We start from the raw sequence: 23,147 nt of genomic DNA, 5'->3' as shown, positions 1-23,147 counted from the left end.
CAGCTCGCCCGTTTTCGGACAGGTACACCGTGATGCGTTCGCCTATTTGCAGACAGCCCCTAGGCCTGGCGGCATTCCTCGACGAGTGCGCGCAGGCGGGTGGCGAGGGGGCTGCATGACGCTGAACCTGCCGACGCTGGTTGTCGTCGACCTCTACGTGCTGACCCTGGTCGGTGTGCTGATGGCGTTCGCCTGGCACAGTGGCCGCCGCGATCCAACCCTGGGCTACATGAGTGCCGCGCTGCTGCTGGGCGCTGTAGGTACTTTCCTTGCCACCTTGCGCGGCATGGGGATCGACTGGGTAGCGATCCTGGTTGGTAACGTCATTCTGCACCTGTGTTCGGCAATGACCTGGACGTCCATGCGCGTGTTCGCCGGGCGCAGGCCGCACTGGCTGCTGATAGGTGCCGGGGCAACCTTCTGGGCGGTGCTCTGCCTGGTCCCCGCCTTCTATGAATCACTTGCCGTGCGCATCGCCGTCAGCACGGGGCTTACCGTCATCTATTGCGCTGCGGCCATCGGCGAGCTGTGGCGAAGCCGGCAGAAGCTGGAAGTCGAGCTGCGTCCGACCCTGACGTTGCTGCTGTTCCATACCCTGGTCTACGCGGTACGCCTGGTGGTCGACCGCGGCATGCCGTTCGAGAGCGTGGCCAACAATGGCCAGGGCTCGACCTTCTTCACCTTCCTGGTCTTCGAGACCATGCTGTTCGCCATCGGCATCGCCTTCGCCACCCTGGCGATGGTCAAGGAGCGCGCCGAACTGCAGTTCCGCAGTGCCGCCCTGAGCGACCCGCTGACCGGCGTGGGCAATCGCCGCGCCTTCATGGAAACCGGCGAGCGCCTGCTGCGGCTCTGCTCGGAGCGCGGCGAACAGGCCTCGCTGCTGCTCTGCGACCTGGACAACTTCAAGCGCCTCAATGACTCCTTCGGCCATCCCGCTGGTGACCGCGTGCTGGTGGAGTTCAGCCGCATCACCGCCTCGCGGATGCGCAAGCACGACCAATTCGCCCGCATCGGTGGCGAAGAGTTCGCCTGCCTGCTGGTGGGCGCCGATACCGAGGGTGCGTGCCAGGTGGCTGAGCGGGTGCGTCGCGAGTTCGCCGAGCTGCCGTTCATGGCCGAGGGCCAGCTCAGTGTCAGCATTGGCATCGCCACCAGCCGCGAGGCCGGCCATGACCTGTTGCGCCTGCTGTCGCTGGCCGACCAGGCGCTCTACGCCGCCAAGGCCAAGGGCCGCAACCGCATCGAGCTGGCCGCGCCGGAGCCGGGAACCGACCGACGTCCGCGCACTTGACCCACGGCGCCGGCGCTTTCGCGGTAGACTTGCCGCCTTCGAAAATTCGCCGGGAACCCCCATGGCCCTGTCCGCCACGCCCTACAAAGCCGATATCAGCCTGACCGACCTCGACCGTGGGGTCTACGAGACCCTGCGCTTCACCGTCGCCCGCCACCCCTCGGAAACCGAGGAGCGCCTGGCGGTGCGCCTGCTCGCCTATGTCATCTGGTACAACGAGCAGCTGGCTTTCGGACGCGGCCTGTCGGACGTGGAAGAACCCTCGCTCTGGGAAAAGAGCCTGGACGACCGCGTGCTGCACTGGATCGAAGTCGGCCAGCCGGACGCCGACCGCTTGACCTGGTGCTCGCGCCGCTGCGAAAAACTGACCCTGGTCGCCTACGGCAACCTGCGCGTGTGGACCACCAAGGTGCTCGACAGCGTGCGCCACCTGAAGAACCTCAACGTCGTCGCCATGCCCCAGGAAGCGCTGGAGGAAATCTCCCGCGACCTGCCGCGTTCGATCAACTGGACCGTGATGATCAGCGAAGGAACCATCTTCGTCACCGACGAGCGTGGCCAGCACGAGCTGCAAGTCGAATGGCTGATGGGCGAGCGCTGATTTGCGCTAGCTGCGCGTCGGCCCGGCTGCGTTGTGAACAGGCGCGGGCCTGCTCATTTGCTGCAGCAAACTCCGCGTCCCGCGCCTGTTCGCGCCTTGCCGTGCTCTAGCTCGCAAGGCGCAAGACCCAGTACAAAGGAATAGTTGGACTTCATGCGCATCGAATCCCGCCCCCTCCCGCAAACCCTGCCCAACCTGGGTGACCTGCCGCCGCTGCTGACCCGCCTCTACGCCGCCCGTGGCGTGCAGAGCGCCGAAGAGCTGGACAAGGGCCTGGCGCGGCTGATCCCGTACCAGCAGCTCAAGGGTGTGGACGCGGCGGTGGAACTGCTGGTCGATGCGCTGGAAAAGGGCCAGCGGATTCTCTATGTCGGCGACTTCGACGCCGACGGCGCCACCGCCAGCAGCGTCGGCGTGCTGGCGCTGCGCATGCTCGGCGCGGCCTGGGTCGATTACCTGGTGCCCAACCGCTTCGAATATGGCTACGGCCTGACCCCGGAAATCGTCGCCGTGGCGCTGGAAAAGCACCCGGAACTGCTGGTGACCGTGGACAACGGCATCTCCAGCATCGACGGCGTAGCCGCTGCAAAGGCCGCCGGCCTGCGCGTGCTGGTCACCGACCACCACCTGCCGGGGCCGGAGCTGCCCGCCGCCGACGCTATCGTCAACCCGAACCAGCCCGGCTGCGAGTTCCCCAGCAAGGCTATGGCCGGCGTGGGGGTGATCTTCTACGTGATGCTCGCCCTGCGCGCCCGCCTGCGTGAGCGTGGCTGGTTCGCCGCGCGCGGTATCGCTGAGCCGAACCTCGCCGAACTGCTCGACCTGGTGTCCCTGGGCAGCGTCGCCGACGTGGTGCCGCTGGACGCCAACAACCGCATCCTGGTGCACCAGGGGCTGGCGCGCATCCGTGCCGGCCGTGCCCGTCCGGGACTGCGTGCGCTGCTGGAAGTCGCTGGGCGCGATTGCCGGCGGATCACCTCCACGGACCTGGGCTTCATCCTCGGGCCGCGCCTGAACGCCGCCGGCCGCCTGGACGACATGTCCTTGGGGATAGAGCTGCTGCTCTGCGAAGACGAAAGCGTCGCCCGCGACATGGCGGTGCAGCTCGACCAGCTCAACCAGGACCGCAAGGCCATCGAGCAGGGCATGCAGCGTGAGGCGCTGGCCCAGCTCAAGGAACTGCCCGTGGAGGAGATGCCTTTCGGCCTGTGCCTGTTCGACCCGGAATGGCACCAGGGCGTGATCGGCATTCTCGCCTCACGCCTGAAGGAGCGTTACCACCGCCCGACCATTGCCTTCGCCGATGCCGGCGACGGCACGCTCAAGGGCTCGGCGCGTTCGGTTCCGGGCTTCCACATCCGCGACGCGCTGGATGCCGTGGCCGCTCGCCACTCGGGGCTGATCAGCAAGTTCGGTGGCCACGCCATGGCTGCCGGGCTGTCGCTACCGCAGGAAAACTTCGGTGCCTTCGCCGCTGCTTTCGATGCCGAAGTGCGCCGCCAGCTCGATGAAGAAGACCTTACCGGACGCCTGCTCTCCGACGGCCAGCTGGGCGCCGAGGAGTTCCACCTGGAACTGGCCCGCGCCCTGCGCCAGGCCGGCCCCTGGGGCCAGCATTTTCCCGAGCCGCTGTTCCACGGCATCTTCCAGATCGTTCAGCAGCGCGTGGTCGGCGAGCGCCACCTGAAGCTGGTGCTCAAGACCGAGTGCGGCTCGCTGCAACTGGATGCCATCGCCTTCAATATCGACCGCGAAATCTGGCCGAATCCCACCGTGCGCTGGGCAGAAGTGGCCTACAAGCTGGACGTCAACGAATTCCGTGGCAACGAGACCGTGCAGTTGATGGTGGCGCATATCGCGCCACGCTGAGCCGACTGGCGCTGACCTGCTTTTTGTAGGAGCGAGCTTGCTCGCGAACCCGGTCCCCGCAGCGGAGGCTGTTCGCGAGCAAGCTCGCTCCTACAGGATGATTCTGTGCTCGGGTCGGTCTTCAGGCTGTAGGGCTATTGCCCGTGGTTCGGCGTCGCGGCGACGGCGCGTAGGCGGCAGGCGCAGCGCCGGGTAAACTGGCGGCTAGCCCGCTACCCGCCGATTCAGGAGCTGCCGTGTCCCAAGATCATTCATCCCTGGCCGCGTTCGCGCTGGAAACCCCGGCGCCCCTGTATGCGCGGGTCAAGGAGATCATCCTGCAGCAGATCCGCAACGGCGTCTGGAAGCCCAACTCCAAGCTGCCTTCGGAAAGCGAGCTGTTCGCCCTGCTTGGCGTGAGCCGGATGACCATCAACCGCGCCCTGCGCGAGCTGACCATCGAAGGTGTGCTGGTGCGCCTGCAAGGCGTGGGCACCTTCGTCGCCGAGCAGAAGGGGCATGCGGCGCTCTTCGAGATCCACAACATCGCCGAGGAGATCGCTGCGCGCGGGCATGAGCACCGTTGCGAAGTCGTGCTGCTGGAACCACTGGCGGAGGGCGCGACCCTGGCGATGCCGTTCGACCTGGAAAACGTCCAGCGCATCTTCCATTCCGTTGTCGTGCACTACGAGAACGAAGTACCGGTGCAACTGGAGGAGCGTTTCGTCAATGCCGAGGTGGCGCCGGAGTACCTGCAGCAGGACTTCACCCGTATCACTCCCTACGCCTATCTGATCCAGCTGGCGCCGCTGACCGAGGGTGAGCACGTGGTCGAGGCGATCAACGCCGAAGCGGCCGATTGCAAACTGCTGCGCATCAAGCGTGGCGACGCCTGCCTGCTGATCCGTCGCCGCACCTGGTCGGCGAAGGGGCAGGTGGGGGCGGCGCGACTGGTCTATCCGGGGTCGCGCTATCGTCTCGAAGGTCGTTTCGGGCAGTAATCAGCCGTTATCCCCGCGGGGCGGAAAGTCCGCCCCGCTGTCTCTATTGGTGCACCGTTTTGTTACCTCTGTGCACCGCGCTGTTACTTTTTCTCCTTCCGTTCTCGCCGTCTTCGCTCGCTGCTGCCCGTGGCGAGGGGCGTCGCCTGCCTGCGCATAAGATTTCTATCTATTTGAAATAAAACAACATTGTCGGAAAGTGGCTGAGCTCCCGGCACGCCGTCAGCTTATTTGGCCCTCGCTTTGCATTAGCTTGTATATACAGGTTGATATAAGGTTTTACACATATCAGGTGACAGTAGATGAGTACGGTAATGCCCGTTGCCTTCTATTCACCCGTTTTCGCCGCGCCGGACTGCCTTCCAGCGTGGCGCCACCCCTGCATCGAGGATGTCCAGATGAGCTCCACCGGCCGTTACCGTGATACCGAAATCCGTGCCCCGCGCGGCACCCAACTGAACGCCAAGAGCTGGCTGACCGAAGCGCCGCTGCGCATGCTGATGAACAACCTCGACCCGGAAGTCGCCGAGAACCCGAAGGAGTTGGTGGTGTACGGCGGCATCGGCCGTGCCGCGCGCAACTGGGAGTGCTACGACAAGATCGTCGAGACCCTGAAGCAACTGAATGATGACGAGACCCTGCTGGTGCAGTCCGGCAAGCCGGTCGGCGTGTTCAAGACTCATTCCAACGCCCCGCGCGTGCTGATCGCCAACTCCAATCTGGTGCCGCACTGGGCCAACTGGGAACACTTCAACGAACTCGACGCCAAGGGCCTGGCCATGTACGGCCAGATGACCGCAGGCTCGTGGATCTACATCGGCAGCCAGGGCATCGTCCAGGGCACCTACGAAACCTTCGTCGAAGCCGGCCGCCAGCACTACGACGGCAACCTGAAAGGCAAGTGGGTGCTCACCGCCGGCCTCGGCGGCATGGGCGGCGCCCAGCCGCTGGCCGCGACCCTGGCCGGCGCCTGCTCGCTGAACATCGAATGCCAGCAGAGCCGCATCGACTTCCGCCTCGCCAGCCGCTACGTCGACGAGCAGGCCAAGGACCTCGACGACGCCCTGGCGCGCCTCGCGAAATACACCGCCGAAGGCAAGGCCATCTCCATCGCCCTGCTGGGCAACGCCGCAGAAATCCTCCCGGAACTGCTCAAGCGCGGTGTGCGCCCGGACATGGTCACCGACCAGACCTCCGCCCATGACCCACTCAACGGCTACCTGCCGGCCGGCTGGACCTGGGAACAGTACCGCGACCGCGCGCAGACCGACCCGGCCGCCGTGGTGAAGGCCGCCAAGCAATCCATGGCCGTGCACGTCCAGGCCATGCTGGAGTTCCAGAAGCAGGGCGTGCCGACCTTCGACTACGGCAACAACATTCGCCAGATGGCCAAGGAAGAGGGCGTCGCCAACGCCTTCGACTTCCCCGGCTTCGTCCCGGCCTACATCCGCCCGCTGTTCTGCCGTGGCGTCGGTCCGTTCCGCTGGGCGGCGCTGTCCGGTGATGCCGAGGACATCTACAAGACCGACGCCAAGGTCAAGGAACTGATCCCGGACGACGCCCACCTGCACAACTGGCTGGACATGGCCAAGGAGCGCATCAGCTTCCAGGGTCTGCCGGCACGCATCTGCTGGGTCGGCCTGGGCCAGCGCGCCAAGCTCGGCCTGGCGTTCAACGAGATGGTCCGTCGCGGCGAGCTGAAGGCGCCGATCGTGATCGGCCGCGACCACCTCGACTCCGGCTCGGTGTCCAGCCCGAACCGCGAAACCGAAGCCATGCGCGACGGCTCCGACGCCGTGTCCGACTGGCCGCTGCTCAACGCCCTGCTGAACACCGCCAGCGGCGCCACCTGGGTCTCGCTGCACCATGGCGGCGGCGTGGGCATGGGCTTCTCCCAGCACTCGGGCATGGTGATTGTCTGCGACGGCACCGACGAGGCTGCCGCGCGAATCGCCCGCGTCCTGACCAACGACCCAGGCACCGGCGTAATGCGCCATGCCGACGCCGGCTACCAGATCGCGATTGATTGTGCCAAGGAGCAGGGCCTGAACCTGCCGATGATCACCGGCTGAGGAATCGAGCATGAGCAATGTGACTGAACTGCCCACGCCGCAGCCGCTCAACGGCGTGCGCGTACTGGACCTGAGCCGCGTGCTGGCCGGCCCGCACTGCACGGCGATGCTCGCCGACCTCGGCGCCGAAGTGATCAAGTTCGAAGTGCCCGGGCACGGTGACGATAGCCGTCACCTCGGCCCGTTCAAGGATGGCGAAAGTGTCTATTTCGGCCTGATCAACCGCGGCAAGCGCAGCGTCGAACTGGACTTCAAGACACCGGAGGACCTGGCGCGCTTCTATCAATTGGTGGCCGACGCCGACGTGGTGGTGGAGAACTTCCGCCCCGGCGTCACCCAGCGCCTGGGTATCGATTTCGACAGCCTCAAGCGGCACAACCCGAAGCTGATCTACGCGAGCATTTCCGGCTTTGGCCAGAATGGCCCGCTGTCGCGACGCCCGGCTTACGACATCGTTGCCCAGGCGATGTCCGGGCTGATGAGCGTCAGCGGCTTCCCCGAGACCGGCCCGACCCGCAGCGGTGAAGCGCTCGGCGACCTGTGCGCCGGCGTCTACGCGGCGTGGGCGATCAGCAGCGCACTGTTCGCCCGCGAGCACCAGGGCAGCAGCGCGCAATACATCGACGTGGCGATGTTCGACGTGCTGGTCAGTCTGCAGATGACCGGCCTGTCCAACCTGTTCGCCCACGGCAAGGCGCCGGGTCTGGTGGGTAACCGTCACCCGGTGTCGACGCCGTTCGACACCTACCGCGCCGCCGATGGTCTGGTGGTGATCGCGGTGGCCAGCGACAAGCTGTTCCGGCGCTTCTGCGAAAGCATCGGCCGCGCCGAGCTGGCCGAGGATTCGCGCTTCGCCGACGACCCCTCGCGAACCCGCAACGAGCAGGCGCTGCGCGCCGAGATCGAGGCCTGGACCCGCCAACGCAGTGTCGAGCAGGCCTGCGATCTGCTGCTCGATGCCGGCGTACCAGCCTCGCCGGTGTGGAACCTCGCCGAGGCCACCGGCAGCGAGCAGGCGCAGGTGCGCCAACTGCTGGTGCAGCCGGCCGATGACCAGCCGCCGCTGGTGCCGCAACCGGTCTACTTCAACGGGCGCAAGCCCCACGCCACGACGCGCGCTCCCCAATTGGGCGAAGCCAACGCCGCGTTCGGCCTCACGCAAAAAACGGGAGCTGTGCAATGAACTTTGAAATCGACGCCACCGAACTGGCCATTGTCGACTCCGCCGAGCGGGTCTGCCGCGACGTGCTGGCCGCCAACGCCCAGCGCTATGACGAAGAAGAGGTCTTCTGCGCCGAAAGCCTGCAGGCGCTGGGCGAGCTGGGCTTCATGGGCATCAACTTGCCGGAAACCTACGGCGGCTTCGGCATTGGCAGCCTGGCCATGAGCCGGGTCGTCGAAGCGGTGTCCGCGGCCTGCGCCTCCACCGCGTCGGCGCTGACTGCGCACTTCCTGGCCACCGACTCGATCCTCATCGGCGCTACCGAAGAGCAGCGCCAGGAATGGTTGCCACGCTGCGCTTCCGGTGAGTTGCTCGGCGCCTTCGGCCTGACTGAGCCGGCGGCCGGTTCAAACCCGGCGGACATGCGCACCCGCGCTGTGCGCGAAACCGGCGGTTGGCGGATTCGCGGTAGCAAGCACTACATCACCAACGCCCGCGAAGCCGATTTCATCGTGCTCTACGCCAAGACCGATCCGGAAGCCGGTGCCCGCGGCATCAGCGCCTTCCTGATTCCCAAGGGCACCGCCGGCGTGACCTTCGCCAACCCGGAAAAGACCATGGGCCTGCGCGGTAGCACCATCTACGAGCTGGCGCTGGACTGCTGGTTGCCGGCGGATGCATTGCTGGGCGAAGAAAACCAGGGCTTCCGTACTGCCATGGAAGTACTGGACCGCGGCCGCGTGGAAGTGGCTGCCATGTCGCTGGGCATTGCCCGCGCCGCGATGGAGTACGCGCTGAAGTGGGTGGACGAGCGGCAGATCGGGCCCAAGCCGCTGTCGGCCTACCAGGGCACCCAGTGGCGCATTGCCGATATGCACGCGCAGTTCCAGGCGGCACGCCTGCTGACCCAGCAGGCCGCCGCGCGGCGTGACAGCGGCGAGCGCTTCAGCCTCGAATCGGCCACCGCCAAGCTGTTCGCCGCCGAGGCCTGCGGCTTCATCACTGACGCCGCGCTGCAACTGCACGGTGGCTACGGCTACATCCGCGATCTGCCGCTGGAGCGCTTCGTGCGTGACGCGCGAATCCTGCGGATCTTCGAGGGAACCTCCGAGGTGCAGAAGATCATCATCTCCCGCGCCGTGCTGGATGCCGCCCGCCATTGACGGCAGGTACGGGGCGGCGCTCTTGCCGCCCCGGCGAATCAGGAAACGCTGTGCATAACAACAACAGCGCGGCCGGGTGCACGCCCGGCCGCGAGGAGAAAGCTTCATGGCTGGTAAGTCCCTGATCGAAACCCGCTCCATCGATTACATCCCCAAGGCTGAACGGCACGGTCGCCTGTTCAGCCAGTTCACCCTGTGGTTTGGCTGCAACCTGCAGATCACCGCCATCGTCACCGGCGCGCTGGCAGTGGTGCTCGGCGGCGATGTGTTCTGGTCGCTGATCGGCCTGCTCATCGGGCAGATATTCGGCGGCGTGGTGATGGCCTTGCACGGCGCACAGGGGCCGAAGCTCGGCCTGCCGCAGATGATTTCCAGCCGCGTGCAGTTCGGCGTGTTCGGCGCGGTGATCCCGCTGGTGCTGGTTTGCGTGATGTACGTCGGCTTCAACGCCACCGGCACAGTGCTGGCGGGCCAGGCCATCGGCCAGTTGGCGCATGTCAGCGATACCGTCGGCATCCTGGTGTTCGCGGCGGTGATCGTCGCGGTGACGGTCTGCGGCTACCGGGTGATCCACTGGCTGGGCAAGGCCGCCAGCGTGCTGGGCATCGTCGCCTTCGCCTATCTGTTCGTGCGCCTGCTGTCGGTCAACGACATCGGCGTGCTGCTGGAGAATCGCCACTTCGCCTGGAATACCTTCCTGCTCGCGGTTTCCCTGGCGGCGTCCTGGCAGATCGCCTTCGGGCCCTACGTGGCGGACTACTCGCGCTACCTGCCCAGCGAAACCTCGTCGCCGAAGACCTTCTTCGCGGTGGGCCTGGGCTCGGTGATCGGCTCCCAGACCTCAATGGTACTCGGCGTATTCGCTGCGGCATTGGCCGGCAAGGAGTTCTCCGGTCAGCCGGTGGCCTATGTAGTGGGTCTGGGCGCCAGCGGTGTGATGGCGGCGGCGCTGTTCTTCAGCGTGGCGTTCGGCAAGGTGACCATCGCGACATTGAATGCCTACGGCAGCTTCATGTGCATCGCCACCATCATCAGCGGCTTCCGTGGCCAGTTGAAGGTCACGCACCTGCAACGTCTGCTGTTCGTCCTGGTCATCGTCGGCCTGTCCACTGTGCTGGCGCTGGCCGGGCAGCATTCCTTCCTCGCTGCGTTCAAGTCGTTCCTGCTGTTCCTGCTGGCGTTCTTCACGCCGTGGAGCGCGATCAACCTAGTGGATTACTACTGCATTACCCGCGAGCGCTACGACATCCCGGCGCTGTCCGATCCCGACGGCCGCTACGGCCGCTGGAACTGGACCGGTATCGGCGTCTACTGCTTCGGCGTGCTGGTGCAGATGCCCTTCATCGATAGCGGTTTCTACAGCGGCCCGTTGGTGGAGAAGCTCGGTGGCGTGGATATCTCCTGGCTGATCGGGCTGCTTTTGCCGGCGCTGGCGTACTACCTGCTCGCGCGCAAGAGCCAGGGGCATGTGCCCGACCGACTGATCCTGCCGCAGGCAGGTGAGTCGACGGCGGTCTGAGGGCGGGCGCGCCAGCCATGGCGCGCCATCCCATCCTGGGCCGCTTTCTGCCGGCGACGATCAGAGCGCTCGAATTTCACTGGGCTCGACTTCAACCTGATACCCCGGCCCGACGTCGAAGAGGATGTAGAAGTCCTCGCCCGGGCGCTTGAAGGTCAGGCTGGAGTCGGCGCCGAGCTTGCCGGGCAGCAGCACCTGGTTGTCGGCGGCGCGCATCACGTCCAGGGTTACGCCCGGTGCGGCGCTGCCGTCGGTGAAGCCGCCGACGCAGCGGATGGTCTCGGCATCCAGCGCCGTGCATTCGCAGAAGGGCGCGTGGGCCAGGGCGCTGGCGCTGGCCGCCAGGCCGAGCAGCAGTGCGCTGCAGCTGAGGATCGCTTTCATCGATTGCTCCGGGTTTTTTCCAGCCAGGCCACCAGCGAGGGCGAGGCCTTGTCGAGAGGAACCTGTGCCTGGTGCACGGCTCCGTCCCAGCCTTCCACGGTCAGCCACAGCTGGTCGGCCGGGGTGACGCGGGCCGGGATGGTGACCTCGGCGAACAACTGGTACGGCGCGCCGGAAAACAGACCGCCGGCCGCACGCAGGCTGCGCGGCTGGCCGATGCGCAGGTAGGCGGCCTTTACCTGGGGATAACAGCTGTCGCAGAAGGCCAGGGTGAATGCCTTGACGAAGCCGGCGCGGCCTTCGTCTTCCGGCTCGCCCACTTCCCATTCGGCCATGCGCGCGGTCCAGGGGCCGACCTGCAGGTTGCCGATCTCGCGTTCGCCCAGGCCACGCAGGCCGCGGTCGAGTTTCGCCTCGTGGAAGTAGTGGGGCATGAAGCCCAGCGGGATCAGCACCAGCAGGGCGCTGAGGTGGAATCGCCAGCGCAGCCACTGGCGGCGCAGCTTGCTGTTGCCGCTCATTGGCTGGTCTCCGGGGTGGTCGAGACGGTGATCCGGTCGCGGGCTTTCTGCTTCTTCAGTTCCTTCGCGGTGGCGATCAGGGTGCGTTTGCTCCAGATCATCAGGCCGCTGAGCACCATCATGCTGAGGATCAGGCCGAACACGAACCAGATCAGCTTGACCCACACGCCGCCGAAATCGCCGGTGTGCAGCGGGCGCATGGATTCGGTGACGAACTCCAGGCCCGAGCGGTCGCCCAGCAGGCGGGTCGAGGCTACGTTGCCGTCATAGGGATTCACCTGGACGCTTTCGAACATCAACGGGTACCAGGCCTTGCCGAAGATGGTCACTGGGTCGTAGGCGCTGGAGGGCAGGCGGAAGAAGGTCGGCTCGAAGCCGGGAATGCGCTGCTGGGCGGCGAGCACGGCGGCGTCCAGGCCGATGCGCGGCGGGGCGTTGCCGTCGGCGCTCAGCGGAATGCTGTCGCGCTGGATGATGGTCGGTACACCCTCGCTGGAGATGGAAATGGCGTTGTCGTAGAGCACCGCCTGGATCAGGAACCAGGTGCCGGTGATGGAGATCACCGCGATGAACCAGATCGACCAGATGCCCATCAGCCGGTGCATGTCGCCCCAGAAGATGCGCGCGCCCTGGCGCAGGCGCAGGGTCGGCTTGAGGAAGCTGCGCCAGAAGCGCTTGTACACCACCAGCCCGGTGACCAGGGAGGCCAGCATCGGCAGGCCGAGCAGCGACACCAGGTACCAGCCCCAACTGAAGCCATGGGTGAAGGGCACCAGCCACCAACCGTGCAGCGCGCGGGTGAACTGGCGGAAGTCGAACAGCGGCATCTTGCCCTGGATGAGCCCGGTGTACGGGTTCACGTAGAGCATGGCGGTGGCGCTGTCCGGATAGGTGACGCTGACCCGCAGCGCGAAATGCGTTTCGCTGGGCGCGCTGATCATGCGCACGGCGGCCTGCGGTTGCTGTTGGGCCATGGCCGCGAGCACCTGGTCGTAGCCCAGGCGCTGGGCGTCGCCATCCGGAGCATTGGCGCGCACGGCCGGGTCGGTCAGCCAGACGATCTCCTGGCTCACGGTCGCCAGGGTGCCGGTGATGCACACCAGGAACACGAAGAACCAGATGGGCAGGGCAAGCCAACTGTGGACCAGGAACCAGAGCCTGGAACGGGATTTCTTGGACATGGGGAGTCACGGCCACGCAAGGGAAGACAATGGAAAAGGCCCCCGCCGGCCCAGGCCGGCGAGGCGCGAAGACACCCAGGAGCAGCGGTGTTCTAGGAATAAGGACGGATGAGATCGAAAAACCGGCCATCTGCAGTTGCAAATAAATGTTTCGGAGCGCGTTCCCTGACCTTTTCGATTTATTTACACAATTTCGCTGCGTGTTTTCTGCAGCTCATCCGTCTTGTTATGTGAAAGCGATCGATTCGCAACGGATGCGAGCGGCGTCTTTCCAGACAGCACAGGAGAACCCCCGCATGAACGTTTCCCTTCGCCAGCCCGTGCTGCTGGCCTTGGCGCTGAGCTGCGCGCCGTTGGCCAGCGCGGACTATCTGTGGCTGGAACGCAGTGCAGGCCAGAGCGCGAAAAGCTATTTCAGTGAACTGCAGCCGGGCGAGCATCTGCCGGTGGCGCAGTTGCAGAACCCCCGCGTCGTACTGGGCGAGGGCAAGACCGCGCCGATGAAGGCTGGCGTCGAGTCCTTCGAGATCGGCAACGCTGCGCCGGGCGACCTGCGCGTCGCCGCCGAGCGCGCGGAAGGCAGCACGCTGACCATCTATCAGGCGCGCGAGGGACGGACCGAGACTCGGGCGCAGAATGATCTTGAACTGGTGCCCACCACGCCCGGCGGCAGCACCTTTGCCCTGCACTGGAAAGGCACCGTGGTGCCGGCATCGCAGGTCAACGTGTACACCTCAGAGCAGTGGAGCCGCAGCCTGAAACCAGCGGCCGATGGCACGGTGACCCTGACCACGCTGTTCCCGGCGCGCTATGTGCTGGAGGTCTCCGCCCAGGTCAATGGCGGCGCCAGCATCGAGGGCAAGCGCTACGACAGCGTGATCCACGTTTCCACACTGTCTTTCGAGGTGCGCCAATGACTTCTCCTCTGAGATCAGCGATGAAAGTCAGTACCCCGGTGCAGCCGCGTCTGCCCCGCCCGGCCCGTCAACTGCTGGAACACGCCGGGCTGCGCAGCAGCCTGCCACGGCTGAACATCCTCGATGCGCTGGTGATCTGCGGCAAGGCCACGGCAGTCGAGTTGCATGCCTACCTGGAGGAGCCCGGCCTGCCCATCTCCCTCAGTTGCGTCAGCCAGACCCTGCGTCGGCTGCACCTCTCCGGCCTGCTGGAGCGCGACGCGAACAAGCGCTACAGCCTGGCACCCGGCGCTGTGGCGGCCATCGGCAGGTCGAGCGAGTTGCACTGACGGCACCGGTCGGCCGCAAAAATTCCTGCAGGAGCAATTGCTCCCGCGCAGACTCGCGTGTCTGGCTGCGCACCCCGGGTCGAATACCGTAGGGCGCGTATGCGCCCTACGGTCTACGCAGACCGGAACTTTCTGCGCTGAACCTGTAGGAGCAACTGTCTTCATCTGAGAATCCGCGCCTGGATTCTTCCCTCTCCCTAACCCTCCCCCTGAAGAGAGAGGGGACTGGTTCGGTGCCGGCTGACACCTTTGCTTCAGCCGGCACCGATAACTCCCTCTCCCTTCAGGGAGAGGGCCGGGGAGAGGGCGGGCCAGCACGATATCTCATGGAGGAGCGGATCTTATCCGCGAACCGGCCGGCAGGCCCGCGCTTCATATGGCTACGTGTCTTGGCTGCGCCGGGATTTCGGGAGGGGAAGCTTTGCTCCTGCGAAAGCCGCATCGAGTTGCCACCGATCATCTGGGCCTATCCTTAGGCGATCCGGGTCTACAGTTGTAGGACAAGATCTGAAGACCAGAAAGGGAGTGCCACCATGAGCCAGTTGTTCGAGCCCCTGACCCTGCGCCAGCTGACCCTGACCAACCGCATCGCCGTTTCCCCCATGTGCCAGTACTCCGCCCAGGATGGCCTGGCCAACGACTGGCACCTGGTGCACCTGGGCAGCCGCGCAGTCGGCGGCGCCGGTCTGGTGATTGTCGAGGCCACGGCGGTCGCTCCGGACGGGCGGATCAGCGCCGAGGACCTGGGCATCTGGAATGACGAGCAGGTCGAGCCTTTGCGGCGCATCACCCGCTTCATCGAGTCCCAGGGCGCGGTCGCCGGCGTGCAGCTGGCCCACGCCGGCCGCAAGGCCAGCACCTGGGCGCCCTGGCTGGGCAAGCACGGCTCGGTGCCGATCAGCGAAGGCGGCTGGACGCCAGTGGCGCCCTCGGCCATCGCCTTCGATCCGCAGCACACCGCACCCATCGCCCTGAGCGAAGAGCAGATGGCGACCATCAAGCACCAGTTTGTGCGCGGTGCCGAGCGCGCCCTGGCCGCTGGCTTCAAGATCGCCGAGGTGCACGCGGCGCACGGTTACCTGCTGCACCAGTTCCTCTCGCCGCTTTCCAACCAGCGCCGCGACCAGTACGGCACCTGCTTCGAGAACCGCATCCGCTTCCTCCTGGAAGTTACCGAAGCGGTGCGCGCGGTCTGGCCGCAGGAACTGCCGCTGTTCGTCCGGCTGTCCGCCACCGACTGGGTTGAGGATGGCTGGAACCCCGACGAGACCGTGGAGCTGGCGCGGCGCCTGAAGAACCTGGGCGTGGACCTGATCGACGTGTCTTCCGGCGGCACCGCCGTGAACGCCGAGATTCCCGTGGGGCCGGGTTACCAGACGCAGTTCGCCGAACGGGTGCGCAAGGAGGCGGGCGTCGCCAGCGGCACGGTGGGGATGATCACCGAGCCGGTGCAGGCCGAGCACATCCTGCGTACGGGGCAGGCCGACCTGATCCTGCTGGCCCGTGAACTGCTACGCGACCCGTATTGGCCGCTGCACGCCGCCGATGAGCTGGGTGGCCAGCCAGTGCCCTGGCCGGCGCAGTACCTGCGTGCCGCACAGCGCGGCACGCCCAAGCGCAAGGCCTTCGGCCAGGCCTGACGCTGAAGGGGCTCGCGGATCGAGCCTGCATGGCCGCACCATCCCATCGATCAAAGCAAGGAGCGGCAGCCTTGGCGGCTGTCGCTCATGGGCGACGATCTTCTTTTCTCGAGAACAGCGGGGGGCGTAGCGGGGTGGTGAAGGCGCGATGTTCTTCGTCCCGCGTTGTAGTCACCGGCGTGCGCTCCACCCTGTCGATGCCCCAGGCGTCCCCCTCGCGTTTCAGCGCATAGGACAGCGGCAGTCCGTTCCTCAGCACCGGTTCAAGCCCCTTGCGCTCCAGGGCGTAGAGCGTGATTTCGTAGGCGTCGATCTCGCCGTTCCTGCTTCGGCTGGCGGGCACCAGACGCGCGTAGTTGAGCACTGGCGAGTCGGGCAGGCGCCCCAGCACGTGCTCACCCAGATAGGCGTCGGCGTACAACGGGTAGTAGAGCGGGGCTGCGCTGACGTCGACCACATGGAGGAAGCTGTAGCGCTGCCAGTCGCCGACGCCGAACAGGCCGGCGCCTGGGCCTGCGAGCACCTGGTAGTGCTTTTTCGGCAGCTTGAACTCCAGCAGGCGGGCGCTGCGCATGTCCAGTCGGGGGAAGTCGCCCCAGGGCGTGGCGACGGCGTTGAAACGCTTCCTGCCAATCAGTACCCAGGCGGCTTCTTCGGCGGTTTCCAGATAGGCCGGTGAGTTCTTCACCTCGCTGCGGTAGTGGGAACCGGCCTTCGTATCCTGTTGGGTGAACTGGGAACTCAGCACGGAGGTGGATACCTGTTCGCTGCTCCAGAGACTCTCGACGGCGGCGCTGAGGCTTTCATGCGTGTCGGCCTGGGCGAGTGGCAGTGCGGCCAGCAGAGGGAGCGCCAGGAAGTAGCGGCAGAACCGATGAGTGAAAGGCATGGGGGCCTCGCTGTGAGAGAAAGGGTTCAACGACGCGCCGCCTGGACGAAGACCGGCCCCCAGTGGGGATGGCTCGCTTCGGCAGTGCCCAGGTGGAAGGACGGATCGATCTGCAGGGCGCGGTCGAAGGCGAAGCGGCACTGGATCGGTCGCTCGCTCACGCAGTAGCTGAACGCCAGGTACTTGAGCGCCTGCAGCTGCAACTGGGTATCGGCGCTCCAGATGGCCGGTGCGAGGAACTGCTCTTCGGCCAGGTAGTAATGCCCGGCGTCATACAACCGCTGGCCTTCGTTGAAGACGCCCCTGGCGAGCGCCTGGGAGTCGTCCGCAGGCGGTGCGGGCAATTCTTCGTAGTGGTTGCTGCAACCGGATGCGGCCGCCAGGCAAGCGATCAACAGCGGCGTCGATAGTCGGCGCGGAGTCTTCATGGGGTGCTCCATGCAAGGAAAAGGGGGCGCTCGACGCTCACTGGAAGCGGTGCCGCAGCGTCACGGACTGGCCGGCGGATATCTGCACCTGCTGGCTGTAGCTGGGTAGCTCGGCGTTGCGCAGCTCGACCGTATAGCTGCCGGGCGGCAGTTGCAGGTTGAGTAGCGGCGGGCTGATACCGCGCTTCTTGCCGTTGATCCAGACCTCGCCCCAGGGCTGGACGGCAACGGTCAGGGTGCCTGTTGCGGCTGGCGTTGCAGCGTTGCGGGGGCTCTGGGGATGTTTGGCCCTGACCGTCGTGGCCTGCAGCGGCACCGGGCGCTCTCCGGCCTCGCGGGCGACTGGCGCAGCCGGGATCGGCTGTGCTGGTGCGGCAGGTTTCGGCGCCAACCTGTGCGACGGCGCCTCGGGGCCGGAAGGCTCCTGGGGTTGTGCGGCGGGTGTGGCGGGTGTGGCGGGTGGCGCTGGCTCTTGGGGTTGCGCGGTGGGTGTAGTTGGCGGCGCTGGCTCCTGGGAATTCGCGGCGGGCAAGGTCGTTTGTGCGGGTTCGGGTGTCGCCACGGTGTCCGCAGGGAGTTCTTCTGGCACCGGCTCCGAAGGCGGGATCACCAGTGGTTCGTCATCCATGGGCTCCTGAGTCATGTGTTCGGTCATCGGGAGCAGCTGAGTCTGGCTATCCGCGGACGGCTGTTGCTGCTCTGGAGTGACACGGGCCTCAGTCCCGTGATCGGCCTGCGTATCGGGCGGGCTGTCGCTTTCCCAGGGCTTCCATAAGGCGATAGCCAGGGCTGCGAGCAGCGCACCGACGATGATGCCGCCGATCAACGAGCGGTCAGAAGTCGTTTTGGGCTCCGCTTCGCACAGAGGCGACTCGAGCACCGACAGGTTGTCGAGCTGGTGCAGCAGGGAACTGCTGTCGTGCTGTGGCTGGTCGGCCTGCGCGATGGCTTGATTGACGGGGGCGGGCACGTGAGCGGCAGCAGGCCTGGGCAGCGCATAGCTCGTGCCCGGACCGTCCCAGGAGCTGTAGGTTTCCGCAGGGACGGGCGGGGCGGTTTGCGATGTTTCGATGCTGCCGAGCGGGTAGCGAGTCTGCGATGCTGCTTCGCCGGGGGTGTCTTCGGGAGGCGCACCATTCGGGGGTGTCCGAATGTCTGGCGGGCGGGGAGGGTTCGCGGTCGGTTCCATCGGCTGCATCTTCAAGGGGGGCGAAGCGAAGGGACGCTTCCCGGCCCTTGCGCCGCAGACAGGTTGCCGTGCAGAAGGGGCAGGAATGCAAAGTTGGAAAAATGGTCGAGGATCATAGGAAGCGGGTTCGTGTGGCTCAAACGCGCTCGGCGGTTTCCTTGGCCGGGGTGGGGATTTGAGCATCAGGTCGCGCTTCGGAAGCGGGCGTCGCGCTTTTGGCCGAGGGTGACCGCCAGGTCAGGAAAAGAAATGAAATGTGATATCTGTCGCACAGTGGCATTGTGATGCTACTCTCACCGCGCTCGCGCAAGGACTGCGCAACTACCCACTCGAGCATCACTGGAGCACGCATGGACGCTTCTGCAACGCCTGCTGTCATCCCGCAATCGGAAATCGCCTTGCTGGCGAACATCCTTGCCCTCGCCACCCGCAACATGTCCAACCTCAGCACGCTGATCACCCAGTTGTCGGTGGAGCTTGGCCATAGCCCCGATCCGCACCTGCAGCGCGTCGGCCAGCGGGTGCTGGCGGATGTGGATGTGCTGGCGAAATCCCTGGATACCCAGTGGGAGCTGATCGGCGCGCTGGCGCGCTTCTGCCCGCTGCTGTCGCGTACGCCGTTGGTGAAGCCGGCGCTGGTGACGGAAATCCATATCACCGAGTTGCCGGTCAAGGCTTAGGTATACGTCCAGGTTCGCGAGCAAGCTCGCTCCTACACGGTTGAATCCGGAGTCGAGGTCATCTTCGGCGCGCTGCTGTCGCGTACGCCGTTGGTGAAGCCGGCGCTGGTGACGGAAATCCATATCACCGAGTTGCCGGTCAAGGCGTAGGCATACGCCCAGGTTCGCGAGCAAGCTCGCTCCTACACGGTTGAATCCGGAGTCGAGGGGCATCTGTAGGAGCGAGCTTGCTCGCGAACAGCGTCACTAGCTGACTCTTACTCGCCGGCCTGCGCCAACTCGAAGCTCATCATCAGCGCCCAGGGCGCATCGCTGTCGCCTACGCGGATGGGCTGCAGCAATTGCACGCGGCGGCCTTTCACCAGTTCCCAGCTTCGCCCCTGGGCGATGGCGCTGCGGGCTTCCTGTGGCAGCTCGCTGGCCTTGTCGCCCAGGCGCTTGGCATTGGCGTGGGTGACGTAGACGCCGGCGTTTGAGAGCAGCGCGTATTGGCCGTTGCCCATGGGGGTCAGCTTGCCGAGGCTTTCCTGCAACTGGTGCAGGGTGTAGTCGGCGCCGAGGATGCCGAGGAAGCGGCCATTGGCGGTCATGGGGGACATGAACGAGGTCATCAGCACGGTGCTGCCGCCGACGCTGTACTCGTAGGGCTCCATGAATACGTCGCGGCCCTTGTCACGGGGGATCTGGTACCAGTCGCCGCTGCCGTCGGCCTTGTCGTAGCCGACCAGGCATTCGCGCTGGGCGACGCCGCTGCCGCGGTGCCAGTAGGCCATGAGACGACCGCTGGCGTCGTGGCCGGGGGCGTCGATGAACTCGCGGTCGCGGCCGTCGAAGGCGTTGGGCTCGCAACCGCAGGCGAAGGCCAGCAGGTCAGGGTTGCGGGTCAGGTATTCGTGCATCACCGCGTCGATCTGCTCGCGCTGCGGGCCGAGGTTGCGGGTCTTCATGCCGAGGATGAAGTACTTCAGGCCGTAGAGCGCGGTGGCCATCACGGCGAAGCGCGCCTCCAGGCGCTGGGTCTCGCTGGCGAGCACCACGCGGGCGGTGTCCAGCAGGCTGGAATGTTCGGCCTGTTCGACGTCCGCCAGGGCGCGGGCGCTCTCGCTCTTGATCGAGGCGACGACGTTGCCGATGTCGGCGGTGGCGTTGGCCGACTGGGTTGCCAGGCGGCGCACCTCGTCCGCGACCACCGCGAAGCCGCGCCCGCTTTCCCCGGCGCGGGCGGCCTCGATGGCGGCATTGAGGGCCACCAGGTTGGTGTTCTTGGCGATCTGCTTGATGACTTCGGAGACTTTGCTGATCTCGGTCCAACGCACGTTGAGGTCAGCAATCAGTTGCTTGACCTGGTCGATGGTGGAGCGGGTGCTGGAGCTGTCTTCGGCGCTCGTGGGCCGGCTTTCGAGAGTGGTTGGCATCGGTGGGCACACTGCAGTGGCGGATGAGGGCAGGGGTAGGCGAGGGCTTCTTTCTTCTAATGTCAGCCGCCCTTGGAGGCGCGGCTGTATTACGGCGCTGGGCGTCTGGACGCAGGAGCGGACTCCGTCCGCGATGTTTTCGCGCGGGCGGGGGACTATCGCGGGCGGAATCCGCTCCTACGCAAACGGGACCTGCGGTGCCGGGCGTAGCCGTTTACCAGCCGAGCTGCTTGTGCAGGCCGAGGGCGTCGTAGTAGTCGCCCTGGTAGACGATCTTGCCGTCCTTGACCTTCACGTAGCTCACACCGTCAAACGACAGCGGCTTGTTGGTCGCCGGAGTCTGGGCGTCCCAGGCGCCGGTGTTGGTGCCGCTGAAGGTCCACTGGAAGGCGATGCCGTCCTTGTCGACGATCGGCTTGCCGTTCATCTTCCACGTAAGATCCGGTACGGCCCCCACGAACACCTTGATCACGTTGTCACGCGCGGCATCGCGGCCCTTCTGCGCGGTGCCGACGGTGACGTCGAAGTACTCCGCATCCTTGGCCAGGTAGCCGGCGGCCTTCTCGGCGTCGTGGGCGTTCCACGCGGCCATGTAGGCATCGACGATCTGTTTGGGCGACTCTGCAGCCTGTGCGAGGCTGGCAAAGGTGAACAGCGACAGCAGGTAAAACGCTCTGACGAGGTGACGCATGCTTGCCTCCGTTGCGGGCGTGCCCGCGGGTTTTCGGCCGGATGGCCGTTGAGTGTGGCGCCACGCAGGGCGCGGCGCCGGGTACATCAGGAGAGTTCGCCCACCGCGCGCCAGGCTTCGTCGATGGCCGCGTGGGCATAGGCGTCCCAGGCGGCATCGGAGTTGGCGATGGTGACGTTGCCGACCTTGGTGCGAGCCAGATTCATCAGTTTTTCGCTCTCCTCCTCATCATCGAAGAGGCTGTTGGAGAAGTACGAATAGCCGTGCGACCAACGGTTGATGGTGATCGCCTGGATGTCCTTCTGATGGTCGAAGCCGGCGGGGCCGAGCATGGCCTGCAGCTGGTCGCGGATCTGCGTCTCCATCTGCTCGAAGCTCATGGCGTAGAGCTTGCCGCGGCCGACGCGGGCCTGGGTGCGAGCGTCCATGCCGGCGTTCGGGCTGGTGGGCACGTAGACCATGTGCAGGCCGATGGGCTGGTTCGGGTCGCGCGGGTGGCTGTAGCCGCCGATGTCCACCGGGTAGTCCAGCTTCACGCGGCTGTACGGCTGGCTGGGGGCGTAGATTTCGTGCACGCCCAGCTTCATGAAGCTCTGCCAGTTGCGGATCACTACCTTGGTGTACACCAGCGGGAACTTCACGTTCTGCGCCAGGGCGTGGCTCTGCTCGGCGGAGAGGTCGCGCAGGATGTACGGGATGATCATGTTGTAGCAGGCCAGCACGCAGTGTTTGGCGCGCACACGGTGCAGGGCGCCGGCGCGGCTGTAGCCGACGTCCACGCCGCCGTCGCGGTTCTTCACGCTGACCGCGGTGCTGTTCAGGCGCAGGCGTACGGCGTTCTTCGGCTGGTCCAGTTTCGAATAGTCGAAGGTGGCCAGGACGATGTCGTTCATGTCCTTGCCCGGCGCCACGCCCGGAATCAGGCCGCGCACCAGCAGGCGCGCCAGCGAGGCGTTGCCGTCGGGGAAGTGGTAGATGTACGGCTCCTCCATCTCCGCCTTGGCTTCCTCGCTGATGGGCGAGAGGTCCATGGCGCCGAAACCGGGGAAGCCCACGGAGTACGCCGAATCGGCGGGCACGGCGTCGATGCTCAGGGCCGAGAAGTCATTGGTACGGCTGAGGAAGTAGCGGGTGGCGGCTTCGCTCAGGCCGACGTCCTTGCGCAGGAAATCCTGGTAGCTGGTCTTGGCCAGGTGGGCTTCCTTCTCCTCGCGGGTCTTGCCGGCGAGGTAATCCCTGGGCGCCTCGTGCAGGTCGATCAGCGCCTGGCGGTCGGCCTCGGGCAGCGGGAAATCGGAGATGAAGGCACGCCAGCTGCGGGCGTTGAGTTTCTCCGGGGCGATGTCGTCGGCCACCATGGGCGTCGGGTCGCCGCTGACCATCTTCGCCTCGCCGAAGCCTGCCTTGTCGAAGAACACCCCGCGAGACAGGCCCAGGTTCGGGTAGAAGTCGCGGTCGAAGGCGGTCTCGAAACGGTCGACGTCGACGTTGAGCTGCTTGAGCAGTTTGTTGACCGTGTCGCTGTACAGGTGCTTGGGCGACTGGAAGGCTTCGCTGCCGCCGTAGCCGAGGATCATCCGGCCACCGGCCTGGAATTCGTTGCGCTTGGCGTGGCCGCCGAAATCGTCGTGGTTCTCGATGATTAGCACCCGCGCCTTGGGGTGCTTCTGCCGGTAGAACCAGGCCGCGGACAGGCCGCTGATGCCGCCGCCGACCACCACCAGGTCGTATTGCTCCTCGATCTTCAGGCCATCGGTATCGAATACCTTCTTCTCCCAGCCCATCTGGTGCGCGACCTCGAACGCGCCGGGATGGCTGCCGCGCATGCCGGTGAGGGCGGGCGGGTAGTAGCGGCCGGAGGGGGCGGCCTGGAGAAGTTGCAGCGGGGTGAGGCCCGCGCCGATGGTGAGGGCAACGCCGTTGAGGAAGTCGCGGCGGGTGATGGTCATGGGAAATCCTTGCAAGGTGATGGCCCGGGGCAGGGCTGTCATGGTTTTGCCCTTCCACACCGGAAGGGATTGCGGCATGCGTGGCCGCGCGGCGGTCCCGGTCGAGCGGGGCGCCGATTTGAAGCTTTTGATCTTTACGGTATTGCCAGGAACCAACGACCGCGCGAGCTAGAGCAGGACGAGGCGGAAACGGGGGCGGGCCCAGGAGTTTACGAGCTGTAAATGACTGGGCCCGCCTCCGTTTCCAACGCTGTACTGCCGACGCGCAGCCGGT

General features: G+C 65.8%; 21 protein-coding genes and 1 pseudogene. 12 read left to right on the top strand and 10 right to left on the bottom strand.

Going from position 1 to position 23,147, the window contains the following annotated elements:
• Positions 1 to 115 precede the first annotated feature (115 nt).
• From AC2T4A_RS25840 to AC2T4A_RS25805, 8 genes are all read left to right on the top strand, one after another.
• Complete coding sequence (locus tag AC2T4A_RS25840; protein ID WP_478377031.1) at positions 116 to 1,294, top strand: GGDEF domain-containing protein; 1,179 nt, start codon at positions 116 to 118, stop codon at positions 1,292 to 1,294.
• A gap of 61 nt (positions 1,295 to 1,355) precedes the next feature.
• Complete coding sequence (locus AC2T4A_RS25835; protein ID WP_045209899.1) at positions 1,356 to 1,895, top strand: YaeQ family protein; 540 nt, start codon at positions 1,356 to 1,358, stop codon at positions 1,893 to 1,895.
• A gap of 153 nt (positions 1,896 to 2,048) precedes the next feature.
• Positions 2,049 to 3,764 carry a single-stranded-DNA-specific exonuclease RecJ gene (gene recJ, locus AC2T4A_RS25830; protein WP_416748067.1) on the top strand — a complete coding sequence of 572 codons (1,716 nt, stop codon included), beginning with the start codon at positions 2,049 to 2,051 and terminating at the stop codon, positions 3,762 to 3,764.
• Between the two features lie 236 nt (positions 3,765 to 4,000).
• Entirely contained in the window at positions 4,001 to 4,744 is a 744-nt protein-coding gene (gene hutC / locus AC2T4A_RS25825; RefSeq protein ID WP_478377029.1) for a histidine utilization transcriptional repressor HutC, read from the top strand.
• A 398-nt stretch (positions 4,745 to 5,142) separates the two neighbouring features.
• Complete coding sequence (gene hutU, locus AC2T4A_RS25820; RefSeq protein WP_486742126.1) at positions 5,143 to 6,816, top strand: urocanate hydratase; 1,674 nt, start codon at positions 5,143 to 5,145, stop codon at positions 6,814 to 6,816.
• 10 nt (positions 6,817 to 6,826) lie between these two features.
• On the top strand, positions 6,827 to 7,999 hold the full coding sequence (locus AC2T4A_RS25815; RefSeq protein WP_486742125.1) for a CaiB/BaiF CoA transferase family protein: 1,173 nt from the start codon (positions 6,827 to 6,829) through the stop codon (positions 7,997 to 7,999).
• The gene (locus AC2T4A_RS25810; RefSeq protein WP_416751904.1) at positions 7,996 to 9,141 is read left to right on the top strand and encodes an acyl-CoA dehydrogenase family protein; all 1,146 of its coding nucleotides are present in this window, start codon (positions 7,996 to 7,998) and stop codon (positions 9,139 to 9,141) included. The genes AC2T4A_RS25815 and AC2T4A_RS25810 overlap by 4 nt, the downstream gene beginning before the upstream one ends.
• 106 nt (positions 9,142 to 9,247) lie before the next feature.
• A complete protein-coding gene (locus AC2T4A_RS25805) occupies positions 9,248 to 10,660 on the top strand; it encodes a purine-cytosine permease family protein (RefSeq protein WP_416751906.1) in 1,413 nt (470 codons plus the stop codon).
• A 60-nt stretch (positions 10,661 to 10,720) separates the two neighbouring features.
• On the opposite strand, the gene AC2T4A_RS25800 is transcribed toward AC2T4A_RS25805, so the two are convergent.
• From AC2T4A_RS25800 to AC2T4A_RS25790, 3 genes are read right to left on the bottom strand one after another with little or no spacing between them, the layout of a single operon-like run.
• Positions 10,721 to 11,044, bottom strand: coding sequence for a hypothetical protein (locus AC2T4A_RS25800; RefSeq protein WP_486742124.1), 324 nt, complete (start codon positions 11,042 to 11,044; stop codon positions 10,721 to 10,723).
• Positions 11,041 to 11,565 carry a thiamine pyrophosphate-binding protein gene (locus tag AC2T4A_RS25795; protein WP_416751910.1) on the bottom strand — a complete coding sequence of 175 codons (525 nt, stop codon included), beginning with the start codon at positions 11,563 to 11,565 and terminating at the stop codon, positions 11,041 to 11,043. The genes AC2T4A_RS25800 and AC2T4A_RS25795 overlap by 4 nt, the downstream gene beginning before the upstream one ends.
• The gene (locus AC2T4A_RS25790; protein ID WP_486742123.1) at positions 11,562 to 12,746 is read right to left on the bottom strand and encodes a PepSY-associated TM helix domain-containing protein; all 1,185 of its coding nucleotides are present in this window, start codon (positions 12,744 to 12,746) and stop codon (positions 11,562 to 11,564) included. Before AC2T4A_RS25790 ends, AC2T4A_RS25795 begins: the two co-directional genes overlap by 4 nt.
• Positions 12,747 to 13,042: 296 nt before the next feature.
• On the opposite strand from AC2T4A_RS25790, the gene AC2T4A_RS25785 reads away from it, so the two are divergent.
• The 3 genes from AC2T4A_RS25785 to AC2T4A_RS25775 all read left to right on the top strand — a co-directional run bounded on the left by AC2T4A_RS25785 (position 13,043) and on the right by AC2T4A_RS25775 (position 15,632).
• The gene (locus tag AC2T4A_RS25785; RefSeq protein ID WP_416751914.1) at positions 13,043 to 13,663 is read left to right on the top strand and encodes a hypothetical protein; all 621 of its coding nucleotides are present in this window, start codon (positions 13,043 to 13,045) and stop codon (positions 13,661 to 13,663) included.
• Positions 13,664 to 13,683: 20 nt separating this feature from the next.
• Positions 13,684 to 13,992: a ferric uptake regulator family protein gene (locus tag AC2T4A_RS25780; RefSeq protein WP_416751916.1), complete on the top strand. Its 309-nt coding sequence runs from the start codon at positions 13,684 to 13,686 to the stop codon at positions 13,990 to 13,992.
• Between the two features lie 533 nt (positions 13,993 to 14,525).
• On the top strand, positions 14,526 to 15,632 hold the full coding sequence (locus AC2T4A_RS25775; protein WP_486742122.1) for an NADH:flavin oxidoreductase/NADH oxidase: 1,107 nt from the start codon (positions 14,526 to 14,528) through the stop codon (positions 15,630 to 15,632).
• Positions 15,633 to 15,717: 85 nt separating this feature from the next.
• Here the strand turns inward: AC2T4A_RS25775 and AC2T4A_RS25770 are convergent, their stop codons facing one another.
• From AC2T4A_RS25770 to AC2T4A_RS25760, 3 genes are read right to left on the bottom strand one after another with little or no spacing between them, the layout of a single operon-like run.
• Positions 15,718 to 16,521 (bottom strand): hypothetical protein, encoded by an 804-nt coding sequence (locus tag AC2T4A_RS25770; protein WP_486742121.1) that lies wholly within the window; start codon positions 16,519 to 16,521, stop codon positions 15,718 to 15,720.
• A 26-nt stretch (positions 16,522 to 16,547) separates the two neighbouring features.
• A complete protein-coding gene (locus AC2T4A_RS25765) occupies positions 16,548 to 16,949 on the bottom strand; it encodes a TssQ family T6SS-associated lipoprotein (RefSeq protein ID WP_486742120.1) in 402 nt (133 codons plus the stop codon).
• A gap of 37 nt (positions 16,950 to 16,986) precedes the next feature.
• Positions 16,987 to 18,138, bottom strand: coding sequence for a PEGA domain-containing protein (locus AC2T4A_RS25760; protein ID WP_486742119.1), 1,152 nt, complete (start codon positions 18,136 to 18,138; stop codon positions 16,987 to 16,989).
• A 350-nt stretch (positions 18,139 to 18,488) separates the two neighbouring features.
• Between AC2T4A_RS25760 and AC2T4A_RS25755 the strand changes: the two genes are divergently transcribed.
• On the top strand, positions 18,489 to 18,818 hold the full coding sequence (locus AC2T4A_RS25755; RefSeq protein ID WP_478379500.1) for a hypothetical protein: 330 nt from the start codon (positions 18,489 to 18,491) through the stop codon (positions 18,816 to 18,818).
• 257 nt (positions 18,819 to 19,075) lie between these two features.
• Here AC2T4A_RS25755 and AC2T4A_RS25750 read toward each other — a convergent pair whose 3' ends face one another.
• The 4 genes and pseudogenes from AC2T4A_RS25750 to AC2T4A_RS25735 form a co-directional block, all read right to left on the bottom strand.
• On the bottom strand, positions 19,076 to 19,906 hold the full coding sequence (locus AC2T4A_RS25750; protein ID WP_486743732.1) for a cache domain-containing protein: 831 nt from the start codon (positions 19,904 to 19,906) through the stop codon (positions 19,076 to 19,078).
• Between the two features lie 33 nt (positions 19,907 to 19,939).
• A pseudogene (locus tag AC2T4A_RS25745) lies at positions 19,940 to 20,233 on the bottom strand (methyl-accepting chemotaxis protein); the annotation flags it as partial.
• A gap of 214 nt (positions 20,234 to 20,447) precedes the next feature.
• Positions 20,448 to 20,924 (bottom strand): ester cyclase, encoded by a 477-nt coding sequence (locus AC2T4A_RS25740; protein ID WP_486742118.1) that lies wholly within the window; start codon positions 20,922 to 20,924, stop codon positions 20,448 to 20,450.
• Positions 20,925 to 21,010: 86 nt separating this feature from the next.
• Positions 21,011 to 22,873 carry an FAD-dependent oxidoreductase gene (locus AC2T4A_RS25735; RefSeq protein WP_486742117.1) on the bottom strand — a complete coding sequence of 621 codons (1,863 nt, stop codon included), beginning with the start codon at positions 22,871 to 22,873 and terminating at the stop codon, positions 21,011 to 21,013.
• Positions 22,874 to 23,147: the final 274 nt, after the last annotated feature.

The organism is Pseudomonas sp. PVC-3-1 (assembly GCF_057444315.1).
The sequence above is the reverse complement of the archived record's forward strand: the minus strand, read 5'-3'. Positions and strand labels throughout refer to the sequence as shown.